This window comes from Aromatoleum evansii, assembly GCF_012910805.1.
GTDB lineage: Bacteria > Pseudomonadota > Gammaproteobacteria > Burkholderiales > Rhodocyclaceae > Aromatoleum > Aromatoleum evansii.
Genome location: NZ_WTVK01000174.1, coordinates 1 through 747 on the forward strand (window position 1 = coordinate 1; position 747 = coordinate 747).

The 747-nt window shown below is 67.9% G+C and carries 1 protein-coding gene; it reads right to left on the bottom strand.

What is annotated here, in order from left to right; all coding sequences use genetic code 11:
* Window positions 1-96: 96 nt before the first annotated feature.
* On the bottom strand, window positions 97-747 hold a 651-nt coding region (locus GO615_RS27760), incomplete at its 5' end, for an FAD-dependent oxidoreductase (protein WP_169133066.1).

Sequence of the window (747 nt, forward strand, 5' to 3'; positions counted from 1 at the left end):
GCGATGTGGGCCTCGCCCTTGGGGCGGAACTCTTCTTCCTCGCGGGTTTCCGCGCAGTGCGGGCAGTAGATGTGCAGCATGGTGTCCTGCTCCTCCTCAGTGCGCGACGCCCGCGGCGCCGTGTTCGTCGATGAGTTTGCCGCTGATGAAGCGGTCGATGGAGAACGGCGCCGCGAGCGGATGCGCCTTGCCGGCCGCGAGCGTCGCCGCGAACACGTTGCCCGAGCCCGGGGTGGCCTTGAAGCCGCCGGTGCCCCAGCCGCAGTTGAAGAACAGGCCGCCGACGGGCGTCGCCGAGATGATCGGGCAGGCGTCCGGGCAGGTATCGACGATGCCGCCCCACTGGCGGTTCATGCGCACGCGCGAGAACATCGGGAAGAGCTCGACGATGGCCTGCAGCGTGTGCTCGATGGTCGAGTAGCTGCCGCGCTGGCCGTAGCCGTTGTAGCCGTCGATGCCGGCGCCGATCACGAGGTCGCCCTTGTCCGACTGGCTGACGTAGCCGTGCACCTTGTTCGACATCACGACGGTGTCGAGGATGGGCTTCATCGGCTCGGACACCAGCGCCTGCAGCGGGTGCGATTCGATCGGCAGCTGGAAGCCGGCCATCTTGGCGAGCACGCCGGAGTTGCCGGCGGTGACCACCCCCACGGTGTCGGCGGCGATGAAGCCGCGGTTGGTCTCGACGCCCACGACCTTGTTGCCGTTCTTGCGGATGCCGGTGACTTCGGTCTGCTGCAGCATGTC